This window comes from Streptomyces sp. CB00316, from assembly GCF_001905595.1.
Classification (GTDB): domain Bacteria; phylum Actinomycetota; class Actinomycetes; order Streptomycetales; family Streptomycetaceae; genus Streptomyces.
On sequence record NZ_LIXI01000004.1, the window covers coordinates 60,208 to 75,676 of the forward strand.

Below are 15,469 nucleotides of genomic sequence, written 5' to 3' on the forward strand. Positions count from 1 at the left end.
GGGGATGAGCCTCGATGTCCGCACCGTCACCGCGTCCGACTATCCCGACTGGCTGCGGGCGCTGCAGAACGGTTTCCTGACGGCCGGTTCACCGTCCGAGGAGGATGTCGCCGAGCGGCTGGCCGACACCGATCTCTCCCGTCTCCAAGGGGCGTTCGACGCGGGGCGGTGCGTGGCGACGTTCCGCACGTTCGCCCAGCGGCTGACCGTGGTGGGCGGTGCCACCGTCCCGGCCGACGCGATCAGCGGGGTGACGGTGGCGCCGACGCACCGCCGGCGCGGGCTGCTGAGCCGGATGATGGCCACGGACCTGGCGGCGGCCAGGGAGCGCGGCGAAGTGGTCGCCACACTGATCGCCGCCGAGTACCCGATCTACGGGCGGTTCGGTTTCGGCCCGGCCACCTGGACCGCCGAGTGGGAGGTCTCCGTCCACCGCGCCGGCCTCGACCCGCGCCGGTCGGGACAGCCGGAGGGCGGCGGCCGGATCGAGATGGTGGAGGGCGTCGACGTCCGTAAGTACGGCCCCGACCTGCACGCCCGGCTGGCGGCGCTGCGGCCCGGGGTCGTCAGCCGCAGCGAGCGCTGGTGGAAGCGGCAGACGGGCGCGGCCGCCGTCCCGGCCCACGAGAAGTGGACCGAACCGTTCTACGTCATCCACCGCGACGCGGACGGCGAGGTCGACGGCCTCATGGTCTACGGCACCGACGACAAGTGGGGCGACGCCAAGCAGCCCCTGAACACCGCGACCGTACGGGACCTGATCGCCCTCACCCCGGCGGCCGAGCGGGCGCTCTGGCACTTCCTCTGCTCGGTCGACTGGATCACCACCGTCCGCTCCGGCTACCGCGCCCCCGACGACCTGCTCCCCCAGCTGCTCCCGGACCCCCGGGCCGCCAGGACGGTCACGTACGCGGACTACCTCTGGCTGCGGCTGCTGGACGTGGAGCGCGCGCTGGAGGCCCGTGCGTACGAGCGTGAGGCGTCGCTCGTCCTGGACGTCCGGGACGGCGGGGGAGTGGCCGAGGGGCGCTTCCTGCTGGATGTCTCGCCCGACGGGGCGCGCTGCACCCCGACCACCCGGAGCGCCGATCTGGCGTTGGGGGCAGGGGAGTTGGCGGCTCTCTACCTGGGCGACGAGTCGGCGCGGCGGCTGGTGGACCTGGGGCGGGCCGAAGAGCTGCGGACCGGGGCGGCGGGCACGGCGGACGCCGTCTTCCGTACGGGGCGGCGCCCTTGGTGCCCGGACATCTTCTGACGGCCGGCTGCCGTGGTGGTCAGCGAGTCCTGATCCGGAACAGCACGCCCGACGCGCCGATCGCCACCGCCAGCATCCCTCCGGCCCAGGCGAGCGCGATCCAGGGCGTGTTGCCCACCGGCTCGCCCAGCAGCAGCCCCCGCAGGGACTCGATGGCCGGGGTGATCGGCTGGTTGCGGGCGAAGCCGTGCAGCCAGTCGGGCATCTTCTCGATCGGGGCGAACGCGCTGCTCGGGTAGGGGAGGAACGACATGAAGAACGTGAACCCGCTCGCCGCCTCCGGGGAGCGGGCCAGCAGGCCGATCGCCGCCGAGATCCAGGACAGCGCCACGATGTAGGCGATCAGCACGGTGGCGACCAGGAGCCAGCCGCTCCAGGAGGCCGCGGGGCGGAAGCCGATCAGCAGGGCGACCCCGAAGACCAGGACGGTGGCGCAGAGGTTGCGGACGGTGCTCGCCGCCACATGGCCGGCGAGGACCGGCGTACCGCCCACGTCCAGCGAGCGGAAGCGGTCGATGATGCCCCCCTTCATGTCCTCGCTGACGGCGGTGGCCGTGGTCGCGGCCCCGAACCCGGCGCACAGGAGCAGGACGCCCGGGACGACGTACATGACGTACGAGTCGTAGGTCGCCCCCGTCTCGATCGCGCCGCCGAAGAAGTAGACGAAGATCAGCATCAGCATGATCGGCAGGGCCAGCGACATGATCAGGGCGTCGGAGTTGCGGAGGCTGACGCGCAGGCTGCGGCCCGCCATGACGGCCGCGCGGGTGAGGGGGCCCGGTGCTCTTCCCAGGGGGGCGGCGGTCTCAGACACGGGCGGGTACCTCCGAGGTGAGGGCCAGGAAGACGTCGTCGAGGGTCGCGCTGTGCAGGGTGAAGCGGTCGACCTCGGTGCCCGCCGGGTCGATCTCGTCGAGCAGCGCGCGTACGTGGGCGGCGCTGCCGTCCGTGGGCACCCCGAGCGTCAGCGTCTCGGGGGAGTGGTGGACGGCCCGCCCGGTCAGCCGGAGATAGGCGTCGCGGCTGGTGAGGACCAGGTCGAGGCGGTGTCCGGCGACCCGGCCCTTGAGGTCGGCGGCGCTGCCCTCGGCGGCGACGCGCCCCCTGTCCAGCAGGGCGATCCGGTCGGCGAGGCGGTCGGCCTCCTCCAGGTACTGCGTGGTGAGCAGGACGCTCGCCCCGTGCTCGGCCAGCCCCCGGACCACCTCCCACAGCTCCTGGCGGCTGCGCGGGTCGAGGCCGGTCGTCGGCTCGTCCAGGAAGAAGACGCCGGGCTCCGGTGACCCGACGAGCCCGGCGGCCAGGTCCAGGCGGCGGCGCATGCCCCCGGAGTAGGTACGGGCGGGCCGCCGGGCCGCGCCGGTGAGCCCGAAGCGCTCCAGCAGCTCCTCGGCCCGGCGGCGGGCGGCGGGACGGGAGAGCCCGGTGAGCCGGGCCATCATCCGCAGGTTCTCCTCGCCGGTCTGGGTCTCGTCGACGGCGGCGAACTGGCCGGTGAGGCTGATCGCCCGGCGCACCGCGCTCCGGTCGGCGACGACGTCGTACCCGGCGACGCGGGCGGTGCCCGAGTCGGCGGTGGTGAGCGTGGCGAGGATGCGTACGGCGGTGGTCTTGCCCGCACCGTTGGGGCCGAGCAGGGCGAAGACGCTGCCGTGCCCGACGCGGAGGTCGAGGTGGTCCAGCACCCGTACGGCGGGCTTCCCGCGTCTTCCGTAGGACTTGGTGATGCCGTACGCCTCGATGGCGTACGGAGGTGTCCCCTGTGTGATCGGACTGGGCATGGCTGTGCGACCCCCTTCTGCGTATGGCATACGCGTTACTGCGTAAGCATTACGCATCCTTAGGATGGGGTCAAGGCGCACGGGGGCACGGGGCGCACGGAAGGCGGCGGACGTGGGCAAGGGGGATGCGGTGACGGCGAGGAACAGCTCCGGCGGTGGTGACCTCCCGCCCTCCATCGAGGCCGCCTGGGGGCTGCGGGAGCGCCCGGCCAAGGGCCCGAAGCCCGGCCTGAGCCTGGAGCGGATCGTGGCGGCGGCGGTGTCGGTGGCCGCGTCCGAGGGGATCGCCGCCGTGTCGATGGGCCGGGTCGCGCAGGAGGTCGGCGCCTCCACGATGTCGCTCTACCGGTACGTCTCCGCCAAGGACGAGCTGTACGTCCTGATGCAGGAGGCGGCCTTCGGCCCGCCCGCCCCGCTGGCCGCCCTGGAGGCCGGGGCGGGCTGGCGAGAGGCGCTCACCGAGTGGGCGACCGGGCAGCGCGAGCGGTTCCTCGCCAACCTCTGGGTGCTCCGCGTCCCGATCGGCGGCCCACCCGCCACCCCGAACTCGCTCGCCTGGTGGGAGCAGGGGCTCCAGGCGCTGGAGGGCAGCGGGCTCGGTGAGGGCGACAAGATCTCGGTGATCCTGCTGATCTCCAACTTCGTGCGCAGCGAGGCGCTGCTGATGAGCGACCTCGCCGCCGCCGTCGCCGTGCGCGGCGTCTCCCCCGAGGAGGTGGTCGCGGGCCACGAGCGCACCCTGCGGCGGCTGGTCGACCCGGTGCGCCACCCGGCGATCCACCGGCTGCTGGCTTCCGGGGTGATGAGCGAACCGGGCGACCCCGACTACGAGTTCACCTTCGGCCTGGCGACCCTGCTGGACGGGGTCGAGGCGCTGATCCGGAGCACGGCCGCAGACGGCTGACGGGGCCGCGCTGTCGTGCTCGCGACATCAAGTCCGGTCGAGGTCAAGGGCGTACGCTTCATGGTCATGAGCGGAGAGAAGGCCGGCGGCGGGAACGGAAACGGAAGCGTCGCCGGGGCGGTGGAGCAGGGCCGGGGACAGGCGGATCCGGCGGCCCCTCCCCGGGTCAGCCTGCGGGAGCGGAAGAAGCAGCTGACGTACCGGGCGATCTCCGACGCCGCGATCGCGATGTTCCTGGAGCGCGGCTTCGACAGGGTCTCCGTCGCGGAGGTGGCGGCCGCGGCGGACATCTCCAAGCCGACGCTGTTCCGGTACTTCCCCGCCAAGGAGGACCTGGCGCTGCACCGGTTCGCCGACCACGAGGACGAGGCGGCCCGGGTGGTCGGCGGCCGGGAACGCGGCGAGAGCCCGCTGGACGCGCTGCGCCGCCACTTCCTGGCCGGCCTGGATCGTCGCGACCCGGTGACCGGCCTCTCCGACGCACCTCAAGTGCTGGCGTTCCACCGCCTGTTGTACGGGACTCCGTCGCTGGTGGCCCGCCTCTACGCGTACCAGGGCCGCTCCGAGGCCGCCCTCGCCCGCGCCCTCGGTGGCGGGGTGACCGCGCGGCTGGCGGCCGGGCAGGTCGTCGCCGTCCTGCGCATCCTGGCCGAGGAGAACTGGCGCCGGATCGACACGGGGGAGAGCGCGGACGCGGTGTACGCGGGCGCGGTGCAGGCGGCCGAGGAGGCGTTCGTCCAGCTGCGGAGGGGGCTGGAGCCGGAGGGTCGGGGCTGAGGGAGGGGCTGGGTCACGTCGTGCCTGATCATGGTGGCCGGCGTGACAGTTCGATCCGTGATGGATCATCCGTCGATGGACGACCGCTGTCGCTCGGGAGCCTCCCGCGCGTACGGCCCCAGCGCCCGCCGCAGATCCGCCGGCTCGCGGTACAGCACGCCCGACATGCCGAGGGCGGTGGCCGCGTCGACGTTCTCCTGCCGGTCGTCCACGAACAGGCACCGGTCCGCCGGTACGCCGGCCCGCTCGGCGGCGATCCGGTAGATGGCCGGGTCCGGCTTGGCCACCTGCTCCACCGCGCTGCTCACCACGGCGTCGGCCAGGTCCGTCAGCCCCAACAGGGCCAGGTCGTCATCCAGTTGAAGGGTCGCGTTGGTGACGAGTACCACCGGTACGTGGGCGCGCGCCCGCCGCAGCAGGGCGACCACCTCCGCGTCGGCCCGAAAGGGCGCCCCGGCGAGCGCGCGCCCGAGCGTGCGGGCCAGCTCCGTGTCCCCGCCCGTCCGCTCGGCGAGCCCGGCGGCGATGGCCTCGACCCAGGCGTCGGGGGTGATCCGGCCGAGGAGGAGGGGGAGGTCGATCTCGGGGGCGTACGCGACCTCCGTGGTCACGCCCACCGGCAGCCCGGCCGCCCGCTCCTGTGCGGCGAGGGGTGCGGTGTCGTAGAAGCGGATCACGTTGTCGAGGTCGCAGAGCACGGCACCCGGCCCCGGTGACTGCTTGGGATGTTGATGGTTATGTTCTTGATGGTTAAGCAAGTTGACGATAGCTTTCTCTTGAGCCGGTCGCGTGCCGACGGCCGGACGTGTGCTGGGAGAGGGAGACAACCATGACCGCCACCGCACCCACGACCGCACCCGCACCCACGGCCACCGCCCGTGAGCTCGGCCTGGCCCATCACGCCGCCCGTGGCGTCCTGGAGAACGTCCTGGCCCGGTACGGTGCCACGTTCCCGCAGCAGATCGCCCTGCGCGCCGCCATCACCGCCGACACCCCGCAGACGCCGGACGATCTCGTCGCCCGGGTCCACGACTCCCTCAAGGCGGATCCGGCCGGCATCCGCGCCGTACTCGACGAGCTCCGGGCCAAGGGGCTGCTCGTCGCCGACGGTGCGCACCTTCGCCCCACGGACGCGGGGCGCGCGCTCTTCGCAGCCGTCGCCGCGGAGACCGCCCCCATCTCCGCCCGCATCTGGGGCGGGATTCCGGCCGAGGACCTGGCCGCCGCCGGCCGCGTCCTCGCGCTGGTCACCGAGCGTGCCGACGCGGAGCTGGCGGCACTGACCGCCTGACCCGACGGCGGTCCGGTGGTCCGGTGGGTCCGGTCCGCCCGGTGGATCCGGGCGCAGGCCGCCGGAACCGCCCGCCGTACAATCGGCCTCCCGGTTCCGAAGGGGAGATGACGATCGTGCGAGTCGAACCCGGCGGCGGGACGCGGGGCCCCGACGCGGAGACCGAGACCGAGACCGCGACCGAGACCGCGACCGAGACCGCGACCGAGACCGAGACCGAGGAGACGGCCGAGGTCCCCGGCGCCCTCCCGGAAGCGCTCACCGGTTTCGTCGGCTACCTCCTGCGCCGGGTGTCCGCCCATTTCGCCGCCTGCTCGGACGGCCCGGAGGGCGGCTCCCGGGACTTCCTCGTCCTCGACGCCCTCACGGGGGGCGACTGGGCCTCCCAGCTGGACCTGGCCGAACGGCTCGGCATCAACCGGACCCTGATGGTCGGCGTCGTCGACCGCCTGGAGGGTCGCGGCCAGGTGCTCCGCACCCGCAACCCGGACAACCGCCGCCAGTACGTCCTCTCCCTGACCGACGAGGGCCGTTCCGCCGTGGAGGCCGGCCGCCGCGCGGTCGCCGAGCGGGACGCGCGGCTCACCGCCGCCCTCACCCCCGAGCAGGCCTCCCGCCTCGATACCCTGCTCGCGCGGCTGCTCCCCCCCGGCACCCAGGACCTCGTGCGGGGCACCGGACACCTGGTGGCGCAGGCCCACCACCGGCTGCGCAGGCTGGGCGACGAGAAGCTGGCCGGGACCGGCCTGCGGGTCCGTCACTACGGGCCGCTCTCCCTCCTCGCCACCTCCGGCCCCTGCCCGCAGCAACGCCTCGCCCAGGAACTGGCCGTCTCCGGCCCCGCGGCCTCCCAGCTGGTGGACGAGCTCGTCGCGGGCGGGATGGTCCACCGGGGGCGCGACCCGCACGACCGGCGCCGGCACGCCCTGGAGCTCACCGAGCTCGGGCACACCCAGCTGAAGAGGGTCGCGGAGGCCGTGGGCCTGCTGGCCGCGGAGACCGCGGAGCTGCTCGGCCCCGGCGGCGAGGACGACCTGCGCGCCCTGCTCGGCCGGCTCCTCGAACCGGCCCACCCGGGGGCCGCCGAGGCGACCGCGCGGCGTGACTGAGGACCGGGCCGCTTCACTCGCGCCAACTCGCGCCAACTCCCGTCCCCTCACGGCGATGAGGCGACCCGTACCCGGCGGCTCTCCCCCTCGGAGGGCCCGCAAACTTCCGTCTCTCGTCGCCGACTTCGGCCCGCTCGGCCCGGGAGAACGCCCGTATCGGTGCGACCGCCACGGTGCCCGTCTCCGCCGCCACGTCCCTGTCGCGGAGACCCGGCCGTCGACCAGGACGACCCGGGCACCGGCGACCGAGAGGCCCCGGTCGGCGTCGTCGATGATCCGGGTGCGGTCGTCGTGAACAACTGACTTCACGACTCGTGAACAAAGCCAGTACCCCGACTCCTTGGCGACATCGGCGGTTCGGAGCGGTACCCGTTGCGAACCGCTCACCGCCTCGCCCATCGGCCAACCCCACATAGCACTTTAAGGCGATGCTTGAACCATGAGTATGGAACAGATCATCGCGACCGTGCGAGGCTTCGCCGGGGCGCTCGTGGTTGTCCCGGAGCCGGGCGGCGACTTCCCCGAGATCGTGTGGGGGGATGCGTTCTTCTACTACGCCCCCGACGGCCAGATGCCTCAGAACGTCCAGCCTTACGGAACGATCGTCACCAAGAACTACCCCGACGACGCCGCTTGTGACCTTGACCCCCCGGGCCGCTGGCGCGTGAACATCCACGCCGACCGTGAGACGTTCCGGGAACTCACGGGGGAGGAACCGCGCAGCCTCACCCGACCTCGTGACTACACAGCCGCCGACAGCGTAATGCCGCACCCGGTGTACGGGGCGCTCGGCTGGATCTGTGTCGTCAATCCTGGTGAGAGGGCAACGGACACGGTCGTGCAGCTTCTGCGCAGCGCCCACGACGCCGCTCGTGCCAGGTTCGCGCGGCGACACGAACCGGGAAGGTCGCTGGAGGATGACTGAAACGGTTCCAGATCAGGTGGACTTGAGGGCTAACGTCGCCTGATGCGGCACTAGAGACTGTTCTCTAGGGATTTCTGCCTTGTCGAACGCGGGCAGGAACCGTACGGGTGCCGGGGTCCCGGGGGTCGGGCGCGGCGCGTCGGGCAGGTCCAGCAGCTCCCGGCCGCGCTGGTCGCGGAAGGTGATCAGCTCCCCGCGGAGGGCGGCGACGGCGCCCGGCAGCCCGGCGAGGCCGGACCAGGCGCGTACGTCGGCGGTGGCGGCGGGCCCGTACGCGGCGAGGTAGCGGCGTACGAGATCCTGCCCCACCGGGTCCGAGCCGTCGTCCGTGGGCAGCGGGTCGATCTCGCGCCCCAGCCAGGAGGAGACCAGCGCGTTGCGCACCCCCGCCTTCGTCCGCCACACCCCGCGCGGCGGCAGTTTGCACCATCGGCAGGACTGCGGCGACGAGCATCTCGCCGAGCGGCTGCGTCCCCGGATCCGGCCAGCGGCCGGCGACCGCGCGGGCGAGCTGGTCCATAAAGCGGGGTTCGCCGTCGGCCAGTACCGCCCGCCCCGCCGCCGCGAGTTCGTCGAGGTCGACCCCGGCGAGCTCGCGGCGGTAGACGCCGAGCGCGCGCTGCCGCAGCATGGCGTTGCTGGCCCCGCCAGGCCAGGACGTCCTCGGCGGTGACGAGGTGCACGGTGCGGCGCATGAGATGGGTGCGTACGACGTGCCGCCCGGTTGAGCGCGCGGACGTCGAGAACGGGCGTACGGCTGGCGGGCGTACGGGTCACGTCGAGGTCTGCCCGTCGATCGCCTCGCGCAGGATGTCCGCGTGCCCGGCGTGCTGGGTGGTCTCGGCGATGACGTGGATCAGCACGCGGCGGATGCTGCGTACGGCTCCGGGTTCGTTCCAGGGCACGTCGGGCAGCGGGTGCGTGACGGACAGGTCGGGGAGGTCGGCGACGACCTTCTCGGTCCGGGCGGCTACCTCCTCGTACCGCGCGAGGATGCCGGCCAGGGTCTCACCGGGCAGCACCCGGAAGTCGTTCTGGCGGTCGATGGCCCACTGCGGGTACGTGCTCGCGGTCCCGGCCGCGAAGTCCTCCCAGGTCACGCCCTCCGGCAGGTCGAAGGCCATCGCGGAGGGGCCCTCGACCACGAAGTCCAGCCAGCCCTGCTCGGTGGAGGTGACGTGCTTGATCAGCCCGCCCAGACAGAGCGCGCTGACGGTCGGCCGCTCGGCGATCTGCTCGTCGCCGAGCCCCTGCACCGTACGGATCAGTGCGGCTCGTGCGTCGGCCAGCTCGGCGAGGAGGTCGGCGCGCTCGCCGTCGAGGGCGGGGGAGGGTGAGGTCGGCGGGGAGGAGGTCATGGTCATCGGGCCTTTCGCTTCGTATCGCTGCGTACGCGTTCCCGCGTTCTCGGGCACGGATCCACCCTCCCAAGAGAAGCGGCCAGGTTGTGTCCGCTACTCCGTGCACCATGGATGTCATGCCGAAAACCTCAGCGCGGCTGCTGTCGCTGCTCTCCCTGCTCCAGGCGCGCCGGGACTGGCCCGGGGCGTTGCTGGCCGAACGGCTGGACGTCAGCTCGCGTACCGTACGCCGCGATGTGGACCGGCTGCGGGAGCTCGGCTACCCGGTCGTGGCCATGAAGGGCCCGGACGGCGGCTACCGCCTCGACGCGGGTACGGAGCTGCCGCCGCTCCTCTTCGACGACGAGCAGGCCGTGGCCCTGGCGGTCGCCCTGCAGATCGCGACCGCCTCCGGTGCGGGCATCGAGGAGGCGGCGGCCCGCGCGCTGAACACGGTCCGCCAGGTCCTGCCCGCCCGCCTGCGCCACCGCGTCGACACGCTCCGGGTCACCGCTGTGGACCGCCCGGAGACCCGGCCGGGACCTCAGGTGGACAGCGGTGTGCTGATGGCGATCGGGGCCGCGGTGCACGCGCGCGAGGTGCTGCGCTTCGACTACAGCCCGGTGACCGCACCCGGGCCCGTACGGGCGGAGGCCGAGGGGGAGAGGGAGGGCGGCCGTGGTGTTCTGCCGCCCCCGCCCCGCCGGGTGGAGCCGCACCACCTCGTCACCTGGGGTCGGCGCTGGTATCTCGTCGCCTGGGACCTCGACCGCGGCGACTGGCGGACCTTCCGGGCCGACCGGCTCGCCCCGCGCACCCCGACCGGCCCCCGCTTCACCCCGCGCGAACTGCCCGGCGGGAGCGTGGCGGCCTTCGTCACCGCCCGGTTCCGGGGCACCACCGACGCCACCGGGGACGGCGTCGGCGGATGGCCCTGCCGAGGAGAGGTGATCCTCGGTCTCCCCGCGGCCGAGGTCCTGCGCCACACCCGCGAGGGGATCGTCGAGGAGCTCGGCCCGGACCGCTGCCGCCTCGTGCTGGGTTCGTGGTCGTGGCCCGGCCTGGTCGCCGCGGTCGGCAGGTTCGACGCCGACATCGAGGTGATCGGCCCTCCTGAACTCAGGTCGGCCTTCGCGCGGTTGGCGGCCCGGTACGCGGCAGCGGCGACGGACGCCCCTGAGGCGCCGTACTCCTGAGGTGCCGATCCCCTGAGCGCGGGAGGATTCAGCCGGCCGGCTCCCCGAGGAGCGCCCAGATGCGGCGCCCGTCGGCATCCCCGGCGATCTCCGTCCCCGCGAAGACCACCTCCATCGCCCCGGCGTCCCGATGGCGCCGCACCTCGGCGGCGACCGCCTTCTCATCGCCGATCACCGCCACATCGACGTCCTGCCTGCCGCCGGAGAGCTCGAAGACGCGGATGCAGGACGGGATCTTCTCGTAGAAGCGAACTGCTCGGCGTCCCGCTTCCGTACGGCGTCAACGTCGTCGGTCACCATGCCGTTCACCGGCGCGACGATCCGGGGCGCGGGGCACCCGGCCGCCTCGGCCGCCGCGTTGACGGCCGGGACGATGTGCTCGGCCAGGGCGCGGGGATCGGGGTGGTGGCGGTGAGCGGCTCGCGCCTCGCAGCACCACCAACCCGGCTGACCCCTGCGGGGAACTTGCTCAACTCCGCCGCCCCAGCAGCTCGGCGACCCGGTGGAACCCCTCCTCCCCGTGCCCGAGCCCGATGGCCTGCCGGGCGAGGCCCTCGGCGGCGCGCATGACGCCCGCGTCTACGCTGTGGGCCTCGGAGGTGTGGATGACGTGGGCCATGGTCGACGCCGTCGAGGTGAGGGGGGTGCCCTCGGCGGAGAACGTCCCCCGGTCGACCTCCTCCGCGACCTCCGTGAAGATGGCCGGGAGGATGGCGCCGATCCCGGCGGCGAAGGGCGCAAGCTTCCGGGCCGTGATGCCTTCCGCCCGCGCCACGGCCAAGGCGTGGTTGAAGCCGGCCATCGCGGTCCAGAAGATGTCGAGCAGCGCGATGTCGTAGGCCGCCGCCCGGCAGATCTTCTCGCCGAGGTGGGTGTGGGTGCCGCCCAACGTATCGAGTACGGGACGGTGTTCGCGGTAGAGGTCCCCGGGCCCGCTGTAGATGAGAACGGCGTCCGGGGTCCCGATGGTCACGGTGGGCGTCATGATCGCCCCGTCCAGGTACCGGACGCCGTGCTCGACCGCCCACACCGCCGCGTCCCGGGCCCGGCCCGGGGTGTCGGCCGTCAGGTTGACCACGGTGCGCCCCTTGAGCGCACCGGCGACCGCGTCGCGCCGCAGGACCGCGTCCACCGCGTCGTAGTTCACGACGCAGACCACGGTCAACGGGCTCGCGGCGACGGCCTCCTCGGCCGAAGGGGCGCTCACCGCACCTCGCTCGACCAGCTCCCGGTCCCGGCCCGGAGTCCGGTTCCAGACCGTGGTCCGCAGCCCGGCATCGAGGAAGGCACCGGCCAGGGCCCGCCCCATCGGCCCCAGCCCGATCACGGTGACGGCGGACTGTTCACGTGGCTCACTCTGCGGAGACATGGCTCAACTCCCTGAAATAATGGACGCTCTCTCGACGAACGGAGCGATGAGATGACGCGCAGCCGTGCCCAGGACCCGAACGTCTGCGGGGTTACCGCCGCGATCGCCGTGGTCGACGGAAAGTGGAAGTCGGGCCTGATCTGGCTCCTGGAATCCGGCCCCCGCCGTCCGGGCGGGCTACGCCGTCAACTGCCCGGCCTCAGCGAAAAGGTGCTGACTCAGGCGCTCCGCGAGATGGAGGCCGATGGGCTGGGGCGCCGGGAGGTGCACGACGTCCGGCCGTTGAAGACGACGTACTCGCTGACCGAGGACGGCCAAGAACTCGCCGAACTCCTCGACACCCTCTCCGACTGGGGCCGACGCCGCCTGGCGAGACTCACCGAGCTCCAGTCGGTCTTTTGACGCACCACATCCCCTCCCCTCCTCCACCCTCCGGGTTCCGGCGCCCCTCCGACCGCTCCCCACCAGGATCGGCCGTCCGTCGACCGTTGCCCAGTACCCACAAATAGGTGGCTACGGCCAGGGCTGTCCGCTCCTCGGCCGCTATCGTGCGGCCGTGCCAAGTACCGGGCAACGTCCGCTTCTCTTCCTCGACGTCGACGGCCCCCTCATCCCGTTCGGAGGAACGCCGCAGCGGTACCCGCAGGGATAGCCCAGGTACCGCTCGCCCTCAGGGCCTCGGGCCGCAGCGGCGAACTCCCCGCTGACCAGGATCAATCCGGCGCATGGGCTGCGACTGGCCGCACTGGCCTACGAGTTGGTGTGGGCGACGACGTGGCTGGCCGGCGCCAACGAGTGCATCGCGCCCTGGCTGGGGCTGCCGCCCCTGCCCGTGGTGTCCTGGCCGGAGGAGCCCGCCGAGGCCGAGCGGGACGGCCTCCACTGGAAGATCCGTGCCCTCGTCGACCGGCCGGCCGGCCGTGCCTTCGCCTGGGTGGACGACGAGATCACCGATACCGACCGGGCTTGGGTGGAGAGGCACCACGGGGGCGAGCGCTTCTCCACCGGGTCGATCCCCGCCACGGCCTCACGGACGCGGTCTTCGCCGCTCTCACGGACTGGCTGGACAGGTGCTGACCGGCCGTCCGGACCCTTCCCCCCCCTGCGGCACCGCCGAAGGTCAGTCGCGGTCAACTCCCCGCGAGGCTCGCGAGCACCTCGGCGGCGGGCTTCGGGTGGACGAGCCAGCGCAGGTGGCTTCCCTCAAGGGTCCGGATGTCGAAGGGGTTCTCGGGGGTGAGCGCGTCCGCCTCGCGGATCATGCGGTCCTGCACCGCGAGCGGAAGGCTGGCATCGGCGGCCAGGCGCACGTAGGTCCTGGGAATCCGGCCCCAGGTCGCGGCCTGCGCCCGGTCGGCGGACGTACCGACGTCGAGGTTCTCATCGGGCTGGAAGGTGTTGAGGAAGGTCCGGAACTCGTCATCGGTGAGGTCGGCGGCGAACGCCTGTTTGAACGCGCTGAGCGCTGTCGGGTCGGCGGTGCGGAAGTTGGTCCGGAGCAGGCCGAGTTCGGCCGGGTTCCCGACGAGCGTGGCGACGAAGGCCCCCGGGTCGACGTCCGCCATCTCCGGCTCGGCGTAGTAGTCGCCCACGTTCAGGTCGACGGGGCACCAGGCGGAGACGTAGACGATCCGGTCGATCAGGTCGGGCCGGGCATTGGCGACGGCGGTGGCCGTGGCGCCGCCCCTGCTGTGTGCGACGAGGACGGTGGGCCCGTTCCGCTTGGCCCGTTCGAGGACCTCGATCACGCGGGCGGCGGTGTCGGCGAGCGTGACTCCCTTGATGCTCCCCGGTTCCGCGGCGAGGGCGGCCAGGTCCTGGGGAGCCTGGTAGGCCGCCGGGAAGGTCGCCTCGAACCCGTGCCCCGGAAGGTCGACCGCGACCGAGCGGTGCCCGAGCAGGGCGAGTTCGGCCTGCAGCGGCGCGAACGAGAACGAATTCGCGAAAGCTCCATGAACAAGAACGAAGGTCGGCAGATTCTGCATACTCCAGCGTCCAACAGAATGATCTTCGGAGCAAGGTATCTGCCCAACCGCGACGTGACCTGTGTCCGGTGACGGATCGAACCCAAGGAGATGGCGAGGCCGTAGTCGGCGAAGCAGGTTCGCCGTGGATCGCGCATGCTCCGGTAGCGGCCGCGTACCGGGAACCCTGCACAGGTACGGGAACGAACACGCTCAGCCATGCACGGTCATGTGCAGTCACGCGTGGCGTGCGACACTTTTGCAAGCACCCGCTTGCAATAGTTAGCATGGGTGTTGCAGACTCCAGTCATGGCATCACTCAACGTCGGCAATCTCGGTGAGTACCTCCGGGAGCAGCGCCGTGCCGCGCAGCTCTCGTTGCGGCAGCTCGCCGATGCCGCCGGGGTGTCGAACCCGTATCTCAGCCAGATCGAGCGTGGCCTGCGCAAGCCCAGTGCGGAAGTGCTGCAGCAGGTGGCCAAGGCGCTGCGGATCTCGGCCGAGACCCTTTACGTACGGGCGGGAATCCTCGACGAGCGGGAGCGGGAGGAGCTGGAGACGCGGGCGGTCATTCTGGCCGATCCGTCGATCAACGAGCGGCAGAAGAACGTCCTGCTGCAGATCTACGACTCCTTCCGCCGCGAGAACGGGTTCGTGCCCGAGACGGACGAGACGGACGAGACGTCTCGGGCGGACGAGACGCCCGGGGCGGACGACGCGCTCAAGGCCGATGCCGCAAAAGACGACAACCCTCACAGCTAGCCGTAGTCACCAGCTGCTTCTGATGATCCGGGAGGACCACAGTCATGGCCATCACCGATGACCTGCGCAAGACCCTCACCGACCGCACCCCCCTCTACTTCGCCGCCGGCACGGCCGACCTGGCCGTGCAGCAGGCGCTCAAGGTCCCGGCGCTGATCGAGCAGCTGCGGGCCGAGGCGCCCGAGCGGTTCGAGGCCGTACGCAACACCGACCCCAAGGCCGTGCAGGAGAAGGTGACCACGCAGGCCAAGGAGGCCCAGGCCACCGTGCAGGCGAAGGTCACCGAGGTGTTCGGGGCGCTCGACGCCGCCGACCTGAAGAAGCTGGGCGAGAGCGCTCAGGACATGGCGCTGCGCGGCGTGGGCATCGCCGCCGAGTACGCGGTGCGGGCCCGGGAGACGTACGAGAAGGTCGCCGTCCACGGCGAGCAGGCCGTGCGGACCTGGCGCGGCGAGACGGCCGACGAGATCGTCGAGATCGCCGCCGTCGTGGAGGGCGAGCCGATGGCCGCGACGAAGAGTGAGACCAAGCCCGCCGCCGCGACGACCAAGAGCGCGCCCAAGCCGGCTGCCGTGAAGACCGTGCCCGCCGCGGAGGGCGCCACCCCCGCCGAGGCCAAGGCCGCGCCCGCCAAGAAGGCTCCCGCCCCGCGCAAGCCCGCAGCCCGGAAGGACACCCCGCCCGCCGGGAAGTAACCCCGACGGCTCCGTCCCGTACGGACGAAGAGTGACCGGGGCGCGGGGCGGGCACCTTTACCGGTGGCCGGTTCGTTGTCCCGGTACCTTGGCCGCAGGGC

General features: G+C 72.5%; 16 protein-coding genes and 4 pseudogenes. 11 read left to right on the forward strand and 9 right to left on the reverse strand.

Going from position 1 to position 15,469, the window contains the following annotated elements:
- Window positions 1–4 precede the first annotated feature (4 nt).
- Window positions 5–1,255 (forward strand): GNAT family N-acetyltransferase, encoded by a 1,251-nt coding sequence (locus AMK21_RS11625; RefSeq protein ID WP_073876930.1) that lies wholly within the window; start codon window positions 5–7, stop codon window positions 1,253–1,255.
- 19 nt (window positions 1,256–1,274) lie between these two features.
- Here the strand turns inward: AMK21_RS11625 and AMK21_RS11630 are convergent, their stop codons facing one another.
- The gene (locus AMK21_RS11630) at window positions 1,275–2,009 is read right to left on the reverse strand and encodes an ABC transporter permease (RefSeq protein ID WP_234421937.1); all 735 of its coding nucleotides are present in this window, start codon (window positions 2,007–2,009) and stop codon (window positions 1,275–1,277) included.
- A gap of 52 nt (window positions 2,010–2,061) precedes the next feature.
- Window positions 2,062–3,036: an ATP-binding cassette domain-containing protein gene (locus AMK21_RS11635; RefSeq protein ID WP_073876934.1), complete on the reverse strand. Its 975-nt coding sequence runs from the start codon at window positions 3,034–3,036 to the stop codon at window positions 2,062–2,064.
- A gap of 130 nt (window positions 3,037–3,166) precedes the next feature.
- Here AMK21_RS11635 and AMK21_RS11640 point away from each other — a divergent pair, with 130 nt between their 5' ends.
- Together AMK21_RS11640 and AMK21_RS11645 are read left to right on the forward strand one after the other, a co-directional pair.
- Complete coding sequence (locus AMK21_RS11640) at window positions 3,167–3,940, forward strand: TetR/AcrR family transcriptional regulator (protein WP_073877878.1); 774 nt, start codon at window positions 3,167–3,169, stop codon at window positions 3,938–3,940.
- A 60-nt stretch (window positions 3,941–4,000) separates the two neighbouring features.
- Window positions 4,001–4,717 carry a TetR family transcriptional regulator gene (locus AMK21_RS11645; RefSeq protein ID WP_251073900.1) on the forward strand — a complete coding sequence of 239 codons (717 nt, stop codon included), beginning with the start codon at window positions 4,001–4,003 and terminating at the stop codon, window positions 4,715–4,717.
- Between the two features lie 65 nt (window positions 4,718–4,782).
- Here AMK21_RS11645 and AMK21_RS11650 read toward each other — a convergent pair whose 3' ends face one another.
- Entirely contained in the window at window positions 4,783–5,475 is a 693-nt protein-coding gene (locus AMK21_RS11650) for an HAD-IA family hydrolase (RefSeq protein WP_073876936.1), read from the reverse strand.
- A gap of 71 nt (window positions 5,476–5,546) precedes the next feature.
- Between AMK21_RS11650 and AMK21_RS11655 the strand changes: the two genes are divergently transcribed.
- Both AMK21_RS11655 and AMK21_RS11660 read left to right on the forward strand, forming a co-directional pair.
- Window positions 5,547–6,008 (forward strand): MarR family transcriptional regulator, encoded by a 462-nt coding sequence (locus tag AMK21_RS11655; protein ID WP_073876938.1) that lies wholly within the window; start codon window positions 5,547–5,549, stop codon window positions 6,006–6,008.
- 107 nt (window positions 6,009–6,115) lie between these two features.
- Window positions 6,116–7,117, forward strand: a complete 1,002-nt coding sequence (locus tag AMK21_RS11660; RefSeq protein ID WP_073876940.1) for a MarR family winged helix-turn-helix transcriptional regulator — start codon at window positions 6,116–6,118, stop codon at window positions 7,115–7,117.
- A 47-nt stretch (window positions 7,118–7,164) separates the two neighbouring features.
- Here the strand turns inward: AMK21_RS11660 and AMK21_RS35955 are convergent.
- A pseudogene (locus AMK21_RS35955) lies at window positions 7,165–7,411 on the reverse strand (winged helix DNA-binding domain-containing protein); the annotation flags it as partial.
- A gap of 151 nt (window positions 7,412–7,562) precedes the next feature.
- On the opposite strand from AMK21_RS35955, the gene AMK21_RS11665 reads away from it, so the two are divergent.
- Window positions 7,563–8,042 (forward strand): DUF6194 family protein, encoded by a 480-nt coding sequence (locus tag AMK21_RS11665; RefSeq protein WP_073876942.1) that lies wholly within the window; start codon window positions 7,563–7,565, stop codon window positions 8,040–8,042.
- Between the two features lie 75 nt (window positions 8,043–8,117).
- On the opposite strand, the pseudogene AMK21_RS11670 reads toward AMK21_RS11665, so the two are convergent.
- A pseudogene (locus AMK21_RS11670) lies at window positions 8,118–8,767 on the reverse strand (DNA glycosylase AlkZ-like family protein); the annotation flags it as partial.
- A gap of 48 nt (window positions 8,768–8,815) precedes the next feature.
- A complete protein-coding gene (locus AMK21_RS11675; RefSeq protein WP_073876944.1) occupies window positions 8,816–9,406 on the reverse strand; it encodes a DinB family protein in 591 nt (196 codons plus the stop codon).
- Between the two features lie 113 nt (window positions 9,407–9,519).
- Between AMK21_RS11675 and AMK21_RS11680 the strand changes: the two genes are divergently transcribed.
- Window positions 9,520–10,578: a helix-turn-helix transcriptional regulator gene (locus AMK21_RS11680; RefSeq protein ID WP_073877882.1), complete on the forward strand. Its 1,059-nt coding sequence runs from the start codon at window positions 9,520–9,522 to the stop codon at window positions 10,576–10,578.
- A gap of 28 nt (window positions 10,579–10,606) precedes the next feature.
- Here the strand turns inward: AMK21_RS11680 and AMK21_RS11685 are convergent.
- Together AMK21_RS11685 and AMK21_RS11690 are read right to left on the reverse strand one after the other, a co-directional pair.
- A pseudogene (locus AMK21_RS11685) lies at window positions 10,607–10,974 on the reverse strand (LLM class F420-dependent oxidoreductase); the annotation flags it as partial.
- Window positions 10,975–11,047: 73 nt separating this feature from the next.
- Window positions 11,048–11,947, reverse strand: coding sequence for an NAD(P)-dependent oxidoreductase (locus AMK21_RS11690; RefSeq protein WP_073876946.1), 900 nt, complete (start codon window positions 11,945–11,947; stop codon window positions 11,048–11,050).
- 51 nt (window positions 11,948–11,998) lie between these two features.
- Here AMK21_RS11690 and AMK21_RS11695 point away from each other — a divergent pair, with 51 nt between their 5' ends.
- Together AMK21_RS11695 and AMK21_RS35960 are read left to right on the forward strand one after the other, a co-directional pair.
- Window positions 11,999–12,349, forward strand: a complete 351-nt coding sequence (locus tag AMK21_RS11695; protein ID WP_073876948.1) for a winged helix-turn-helix transcriptional regulator — start codon at window positions 11,999–12,001, stop codon at window positions 12,347–12,349.
- A 154-nt stretch (window positions 12,350–12,503) separates the two neighbouring features.
- A pseudogene (locus tag AMK21_RS35960) lies at window positions 12,504–13,024 on the forward strand (HAD domain-containing protein).
- Window positions 13,025–13,077: 53 nt separating this feature from the next.
- Here AMK21_RS35960 and AMK21_RS11705 read toward each other — a convergent pair.
- Window positions 13,078–13,932 carry an alpha/beta fold hydrolase gene (locus AMK21_RS11705; RefSeq protein ID WP_073876950.1) on the reverse strand — a complete coding sequence of 285 codons (855 nt, stop codon included), beginning with the start codon at window positions 13,930–13,932 and terminating at the stop codon, window positions 13,078–13,080.
- A 288-nt stretch (window positions 13,933–14,220) separates the two neighbouring features.
- Here AMK21_RS11705 and AMK21_RS11710 point away from each other — a divergent pair, with 288 nt between their 5' ends.
- Window positions 14,221–14,673: a helix-turn-helix domain-containing protein gene (locus AMK21_RS11710; protein WP_073876952.1), complete on the forward strand. Its 453-nt coding sequence runs from the start codon at window positions 14,221–14,223 to the stop codon at window positions 14,671–14,673.
- 44 nt (window positions 14,674–14,717) lie between these two features.
- The gene (locus AMK21_RS11715) at window positions 14,718–15,368 is read left to right on the forward strand and encodes a hypothetical protein (protein WP_073876954.1); all 651 of its coding nucleotides are present in this window, start codon (window positions 14,718–14,720) and stop codon (window positions 15,366–15,368) included.
- Window positions 15,369–15,469: the final 101 nt, after the last annotated feature.